This is a genomic window from Burkholderia sp. Ac-20379, from assembly GCF_017104645.1.
Taxonomy (GTDB): Bacteria; Pseudomonadota; Gammaproteobacteria; order Burkholderiales; family Burkholderiaceae; genus Burkholderia.
In genome coordinates this window covers 1-6,286 of sequence record NZ_JAAGPF010000383.1, presented here as the reverse complement: position 1 = coordinate 6,286, position 6,286 = coordinate 1, and the positions used below count along the sequence as shown (strand labels likewise).

Here is a 6,286-nt window from a genome sequence, read left to right as displayed (position 1 = left end):
GAGCGCGGTGGCCGTGTAGTGGGCGAGGGCGGGGGAGGCCGCGCCGAAGTCGGCGGGCGGGGCGGTGTCGTGCATGGCGTGAATCCTGGTGGGGGTGGCGCAGGCGCTCAGCGCCAGCGCGATGCCGGCCGCCGCGAGGCGCGCGGCGAACCGGGGCGGGCGGCGCTCATTCGCCGAGATACTGCGCATCGCTGACCTTGTCGAGCCAGTCGACGTTGCGGCCGTCGAGCGCTTCCTGGATCGCCACGTGCGTCATGGCGGTGGTGGCCGTCGCGCCGTGCCAGTGCTTGTGGCCGGGCGGGCACCAGATCGTGTCGCCGGCGCGGATCTCCACGCGCGGCTCGCCTTCGCATTGGGTCCAGCCGCAGCCGGCGGTCACGAGCAGCGTCTGGCCGAGCGGATGCGTGTGCCAGGCGGTGCGCGCGCCCGGCTCGAACGTGACGCTGGCGCACGACACGCGCGAGGGCGGCGGCGCGGCGTGGAGCGGATCGATCCGGACGGTGCCGGTGAACCAGTCGTCGGGGCCGCGCATCGAGGGTTGCGAACCGGCGCGCATCAGTTTCATGGGGCTTCCTTGCGAGTCGCGATGGGATGCCGGTTAATGTATCGAGCCGCCGATCATGCGACTAGATGGCAGAATCGGCATGATCCTATGCGCAGGAGCATCAATTGAAAGAGAACCTCAACGACTTGCTGGCGTTCATGGCGGTGGCGCGCGAACGCAATTTCACGCGCGCGGCGGCGCAGCTCGGCGTGTCGCAATCGGCGCTGAGCCGCACCGTGCGCCTGCTGGAAGCGCGCATGGGCATGCCGCTGCTCGCGCGCACCACGCGCAGCGTGTCGCCCACGGCGGCCGGCGAGCGGCTGCTGGCGGTGGTCGGGCCGCATCTGCGGGAGATCGGCGCGGAGCTGGAGGCGCTGCGGGCGATGACCGACCGCCCCGGCGGCATGGTGCGCATCACCACCACCGATTACGCCGCGAACGCCTATGTCTGGCCGTGCCTGCAGCCGTTGCTGCGGCTGTATCCGGAGCTGGAGATCGAACTGGTGAACGACTACGGGCTGACCGACATCGTCGCGGATCGCTACGACATCGGCGTGCGGCTCGGCGACCAGGTCGAGAAGGACATGATCGCGCAGCGCATCGCGCCCGACATGACGATGTCGATCGTCGGCGCGCCCGGCTATCTGGCGTCGCGCCCGGCGCCGGCCACGCCGCAAGATCTGACGCGGCACAACTGCATCAACCTGCGCTTGCCGACGCGCGATTCGCTGCTGGCGTGGGAGTTGGTCAAGGGGCGGCGCGCATTGCAGGTGCGCGTGGCCGGGCAACTGACGTTCAACAACGTCTACCAGATGCTCGATGCGGCGCTGGCCGGCTTCGGGCTGGCCTACGTGCCGCACGATCTGGCCGAGCCGCACGTGCAGGCCGGGCGGCTCGCGTTCGTGCTGGCGGAGTGGTATCCGACGTTCGTCGGCCACCACGTCTACTATCCGAGCCGCCGCAAGTCGTCGCGTGCGGTGGAGCTCGTGGTGGAGGCGCTGCGCGCGGGCTACTCGCCGGAACGCGGCGAAGCGCGGCGCGGCGGCGGCAAGACGCGGCGTTGAGACGCGGCGTCGAGACAGCGCCGCCGCGCCGCTCGCGCGTTCACTCGCCGATCAGATGCACGACGATGTCGCGCTGATGCGCGATGCGCCGGTGCTCGAACAGGTAGATGCCCTGCCAGGTGCCGAGCACCATGCGTCCCTGCTCGACGGGGATCGACAACTGCACCTGCGTGAGCACCGTGCGCAGGTGCGCGGGCATGTCGTCGGGGCCTTCGGTGTCGTGTTCGTAGCGCGCCGGATCCTCGGGCGCGATCTCCTCGAAGTAGCGCTCGATGTCGCGCTGCACCGACGAATCGGCGTTCTCCTGGATCACCAGCGAGGCCGACGTATGGCGGCAGAACACCGTCAGCAGGCCGGTGCGGATCGACTGCTGCTCGACGAACGCGCGTACCTGCCGCGTGAAATCGATCAGGCCGCGCCCGCGCGTGGCCACGCCGATATGCTGGATCGCCTGTTTCATCGCGATGGCCTCCCCGATCGGTCAGCCGAGCGCGGCGAAGCCGTTCGCCTCGATCTGCGCGGCGGCGGTGGGGCGCACCACGCGCGCCACTTCCGCGCCGTCGCGCAGGAACACCAGCGTCGGCCACAGCTTGACGCCGAACGAGCGGCCGAGCGGCCGGCCGGGGCCGTCCTCGATCTTCAGATGGCGCACGCCGGGGTGCGCCGCGAACGCCTCGCGGATGGCCGGCTGCGCGCCAGCGCAGATCCCGCACCAGTTCGCGCCGAACTCGATCACGGTCGCGCCGGCGAGCGCGTCGACTGCGGCGCGGGCGGGGGCGTCGGGCGTATAGGGCTGGGTGGCGGTCATGCTGGCTCCTTGTGGAAATCCCAATGCAGCGCAGCCGCACGAGCGCGCGGCTGCGGGCTTCCACTCTAGCGGAAACGGGCCGATGCCGTGACGGGGCCCGCGGGCGGCCCCGCCCGCGCCGTGCATTTTGCCGGGGATGGATTCGAAAAAAGTTATCGACGGTTTTCCGTATTCGATCAAAAGACCCAATTCCGACAAGGCTTTGCTGCGCTGCATCCATTCGAAATAGACGATTGATGCCTTCCAGGCTGGATTGACGTTCGGGCCGCCATCCGCTTTGATACGCCTATCCGCGCCGCGGCGGCCGTTCCCCCGCGCGCCTCACCACTGGAAACGCGTATGGCCCGAATCATTGGCGGCATCGCCGCCTCCCACACTCCGACGATCGGTTTCGCGTTCGACAAGAACAAGCGCGACGATCCCGTCTGGGCGCCGATCTTCGAGAACTTCGCGCCGCTGGCCGATTGGCTCGAACAGAAGCGTCCCGACGTGCTGCTGATGATCTACAACGATCACGTCACGTCGTTCTTCTTCGATCACTATTCGGCGTTCTCGCTCGGCGTCGGCCCGCAATGGGCCGTGGCCGACGAGGGCGGCGGCGCGCGCGATCTGCCGCCGATCGACGGGCACCCGGCGTTCGCCGCGCACGTCGGCCGCTCGCTGATGGCCGACGAATTCGACATGTCGTTCTTCCAGAACAAGGCGCTCGATCACGGCTGCTTCTCGCCGCTGTCGATGCTGTGCCCGCACGATCCCGCGTGGCCCGTGAAGCTGGTGCCGCTGCAGATGGGTGTGCTGCAACTGCCGATGCCGAGCGCGCGCCGCTTCTACAAGCTCGGCCAGGCGCTGCGCCGCGCGATCGAAAGCTATCCTGAAGATCTGCGCGTGGCGATCGTGGCCACCGGCGGGCTGTCGCACCAGGTGCACGGCGAGCGCGCGGGCTTCAACAACACGCCCTGGGACGAGCGCTTCCTCGATCTGTTCCAGCACGATCCCGAGCGCCTGGCCGGCATGACGATCGCCGACTACGCCACGCTCGGCGGCTACGAAGGCGCGGAAGTGGTGATGTGGCTGACGATGCGCGGCGCGTTGCCCGCCAACGTCGCCTGCAAGCATCGCAGCTACTACCTGCCGTCGATGGCCGGCATCGCCACCGCGATCTACGAAGGCGAGGACGACACGCCCGACGCGGCGCAGGCCGAGCGCCAGCGCGCGCGCATCGCAGCCGAGCTGGCCGGCGTCGAGAAGCTCGAAGGCACGTACCCGTTCTCCACCGAAACGGCCGTGCGCGCCTGGGGCATCAACGCGTTCCTGCATCGCATGGTGGCGCCCGCGCATCGCGCGGCGTTCCTCGCCGATCCCGAAGCCAGCTTCGAGGCGGCCGGCTTGAGCGAGACGGAGCGCGACCTGATCCGCCGCCGCGACTGGCGCGGCCTGCTGCATTACGGCGTGATCTTCTTCCTGCTCGAAAAGCTCGGCGCGGTGACGGGCGTGTCGAACCTGCATATCTATGCGGCGATGCGCGGCGAAACGCTCGAAGCGTTTCAGGCCACCCGCAACGCACCGGGCGCGCTGTATTCGGTGGCCGGCAAGAGCGCCGGCGCATTGGCCTGGGATCAGGGCAAGCCGGGCGCGCCCGCTGCCGACGACACGAAGCACTGAACGAAACGCGCGGCCCGCTGCGCGGCGCCGCTAGGCATTCATTAAGGAATCCGCATGATCATCGATATTCACGGCCACTACACCACGGCCCCCAAGGCGCTCGAAGCCTGGCGCAACCGCCAGATCGCCGCGTTCAACGACGGCACGCCGATGCCGCTGGCCTCGGAGCTGCAAATCAGCGACGACGAACTGCGCGAATCGATCGAAACCAACCAGTTGCACAAGATGCGCGAGCGCGGCATCGACCTGACGATCTTCAGCCCGCGCGCGAGCTTCATGGCGCACCACATCGGCGATTTCGCCGTGTCGAGCGCCTGGGCCGCGATCTGCAACGAGCTCTGCTATCGCGTGAGCCAGCTTTTCCCCGAGCATTTCGTGCCGGCTGCGATGCTGCCGCAAAGCCCGGGCGTGGACGTCGCCACCTGTATTCCCGAGCTCGTGAAATGCGTCGAGCAGTACGGCAACGTGGCGATCAACCTGAACCCCGATCCGTCGGGCGGCCACTGGACCAGCCCGCCGCTGTCCGACCGCTACTGGTATCCGATCTACGAGAAGATGGTCGAATACGACATCCCGGCGATGATCCACGTCAGCACCAGTTGCAACGCCTGCTTCCACACCACGGGCGCGCATTACCTGAACGCGGATACCACCGCGTTCATGCAGTGCCTGACGTCCGACCTGTTCCGCGATTTCCCGACGCTGAAGTTCGTGATCCCGCACGGCGGCGGCGCGGCGCCCTACCATTGGGGCCGCTTCCGCGGCCTTGCGCAGGAGCTGAAGAAGCCGCCGCTCGGCGAGCACCTGCTCAAGAACGTGTTCTTCGATACCTGCGTCTATCACCAGCCCGGCATCGACCTGCTGACCAACGTGATTCCCGTCGACAACATCCTGTTCGCGAGCGAGATGATCGGCGCGGTGCGCGGCATCGATCCGGAAACCGGCCACGCCTACGACGACACCAAGCGCTACATCGAAGCGGCGAACATCAGCGACGCCGAGCGCTTCAGCATCTACGAGGGCAACGCGCGGCGCGTCTATGCCCGTCTCGACACGGCACTGAAGAACAAGGGGCGTTGATCATGTACGAACTCGGCGTGGTGTATCGCAACTTCGAGCGCGCGGATGCGGACGTGGCGCGCAGGCTCGGCGAACTCGGCTCGGCCACCGTCCACGAGGCGATGGGGCGCGTGGGCCTGCTGCAACCGTATATGCGGCCGATCTACCCGCATGCGCGCGCGGCCGGCACGGCCGTCACCGTGCTGCTGCAGCCCGGCGACAACTGGATGATGCACGTCGCGGCCGAGCAGATCCGGCCCGGCGACATCGTGATCGCTGCCGTCACGGCCGCCTGCACGGACGGTTACTTCGGCGACCTGCTCGCCACCAGCTTCCAGGCGCAGGGCGCGGTGGGCCTCGTGATCGACGGCGGCGTGCGCGACGTGGCCACGCTCGAAGAGATGAAATTCCCGGTGTGGAGCAAGGCGGTGTCGTCGAAGGGCACCATCAAGGCCACGCTCGGCTCGGTCAACGTGCCGGTGGTGTGCGCGGGCGCCTATGTCACGCCCGGCGACGTGGTGGTGGCCGATATCGACGGCGTGGTGTGCGTGCCGAAGGCGATCGCCGCCGAGGTGCTCGACAAGGCGCTGGCGCGCGAGGCGAACGAGGGCGCCAAGCGCGCGAAGCTGGCCTCGGGCGTGCTCGGCCTCGACATGTACAACATGCGCGAGCCGTTGGCGAAGGCCGGCCTGCGCTATGTCGACTGAGCGCGCGATGGCCGGGCCGCTCGCCGTGATTTCGTCGATGGCGACGCGCCAGTTGCTGGCGCGGCTCGCCGACGCTTACGCCGCCGAAACGGGCCGCCAGGTGGCGATCGAATCGGTGGGCGGCGTGGACGCGGCGCGGCGCGTGAGCGCGGGCGAGGCGTTCGACGTGGTCGTGCTGGCCGGCGACGCGCTCGCGCGGCTGGCCGAGGCCGGTCATGTGGACGGCGGCAGCCGCGTGGCGGTCGCCCGCTCGGGCATCGCGGCGGCCGTGCGCAGCGGCGCGCCGCTGCCTTCCATCGATTCCGAGGCGGCGTTGCGCGAAGCCGTCATGCAGGCCCGCACGATCGGCTATTCGACCGGGCCGAGCGGCGCGCATCTGGCGGCGCTGTTCGCGAAGTGGGGCGTGGCCGAGGCGCTCGCGCCGCGCCTGGCGCGGGCGCGG

Annotated in this window: 9 protein-coding genes; 5 read left to right on the top strand and 4 right to left on the bottom strand. The window is 69.0% G+C overall.

Going from position 1 to position 6,286, the window contains the following annotated elements; all coding sequences use genetic code 11:
* Nucleotides 1-189, bottom strand: a 189-nt coding sequence (locus G3N92_RS29495) for a hypothetical protein (protein ID WP_206131103.1), incomplete at its 3' end; no start/stop codon positions are given.
* The gene (locus tag G3N92_RS29490) at nucleotides 167-565 is read right to left on the bottom strand and encodes a cupin domain-containing protein (RefSeq protein WP_206131102.1); all 399 of its coding nucleotides are present in this window, start codon (nucleotides 563-565) and stop codon (nucleotides 167-169) included. The genes G3N92_RS29495 and G3N92_RS29490, both read right to left, overlap by 23 nt.
* 104 nt (nucleotides 566-669) lie before the next feature.
* Here G3N92_RS29490 and G3N92_RS29485 point away from each other — a divergent pair, with 104 nt between their 5' ends.
* Nucleotides 670-1,608 (top strand): LysR family transcriptional regulator, encoded by a 939-nt coding sequence (locus G3N92_RS29485; RefSeq protein ID WP_206131101.1) that lies wholly within the window; start codon nucleotides 670-672, stop codon nucleotides 1,606-1,608.
* A 40-nt stretch (nucleotides 1,609-1,648) separates the two neighbouring features.
* Here the strand turns inward: G3N92_RS29485 and G3N92_RS29480 are convergent, their stop codons facing one another.
* Together G3N92_RS29480 and G3N92_RS29475 are read right to left on the bottom strand one after the other, a co-directional pair.
* On the bottom strand, nucleotides 1,649-2,068 hold the full coding sequence (locus G3N92_RS29480) for a secondary thiamine-phosphate synthase enzyme YjbQ (RefSeq protein ID WP_206131100.1): 420 nt from the start codon (nucleotides 2,066-2,068) through the stop codon (nucleotides 1,649-1,651).
* Between the two features lie 21 nt (nucleotides 2,069-2,089).
* On the bottom strand, nucleotides 2,090-2,416 hold the full coding sequence (locus tag G3N92_RS29475) for a thioredoxin family protein (protein ID WP_206131099.1): 327 nt from the start codon (nucleotides 2,414-2,416) through the stop codon (nucleotides 2,090-2,092).
* A 339-nt stretch (nucleotides 2,417-2,755) separates the two neighbouring features.
* Between G3N92_RS29475 and G3N92_RS29470 the strand changes: the two genes are divergently transcribed.
* The 4 genes from G3N92_RS29470 to G3N92_RS29455 all read left to right on the top strand — a co-directional run.
* On the top strand, nucleotides 2,756-4,078 hold the full coding sequence (locus G3N92_RS29470) for a gallate dioxygenase (RefSeq protein WP_206131098.1): 1,323 nt from the start codon (nucleotides 2,756-2,758) through the stop codon (nucleotides 4,076-4,078).
* Between the two features lie 54 nt (nucleotides 4,079-4,132).
* Complete coding sequence (locus G3N92_RS29465; protein WP_206131097.1) at nucleotides 4,133-5,158, top strand: amidohydrolase family protein; 1,026 nt, start codon at nucleotides 4,133-4,135, stop codon at nucleotides 5,156-5,158.
* A gap of 2 nt (nucleotides 5,159-5,160) precedes the next feature.
* Nucleotides 5,161-5,844 carry a 4-carboxy-4-hydroxy-2-oxoadipate aldolase/oxaloacetate decarboxylase gene (gene ligK, locus G3N92_RS29460; RefSeq protein ID WP_206131096.1) on the top strand — a complete coding sequence of 228 codons (684 nt, stop codon included), beginning with the start codon at nucleotides 5,161-5,163 and terminating at the stop codon, nucleotides 5,842-5,844.
* Nucleotides 5,834-6,286 (top strand): substrate-binding domain-containing protein (locus G3N92_RS29455; RefSeq protein WP_206131095.1); only part of this gene is annotated, 453 nt, incomplete at its 3' end. The genes ligK and G3N92_RS29455, both read left to right, overlap by 11 nt.

What these genes read in the sequence shown, in the direction of transcription:
- ligK (WP_206131096.1), top strand. Translation starts at nt 5,161, where the DNA reads ATGTACGAACTCGGCGTGGTGTATCGCAACTTCGAGCGCGCGGATGCG.
- G3N92_RS29465 (WP_206131097.1), top strand. Translation starts at nt 4,133, where the DNA reads ATGATCATCGATATTCACGGCCACTACACCACGGCCCCCAAGGCGCTC.
- G3N92_RS29490 (WP_206131102.1), bottom strand. Translation starts at nt 565, where the DNA reads ATGAAACTGATGCGCGCCGGTTCGCAACCCTCGATGCGCGGCCCCGAC.
- G3N92_RS29475 (WP_206131099.1), bottom strand. Translation starts at nt 2,416, where the DNA reads ATGACCGCCACCCAGCCCTATACGCCCGACGCCCCCGCCCGCGCCGCA.
- G3N92_RS29480 (WP_206131100.1), bottom strand. Translation starts at nt 2,068, where the DNA reads ATGAAACAGGCGATCCAGCATATCGGCGTGGCCACGCGCGGGCGCGGC.
- G3N92_RS29470 (WP_206131098.1), top strand. Translation starts at nt 2,756, where the DNA reads ATGGCCCGAATCATTGGCGGCATCGCCGCCTCCCACACTCCGACGATC.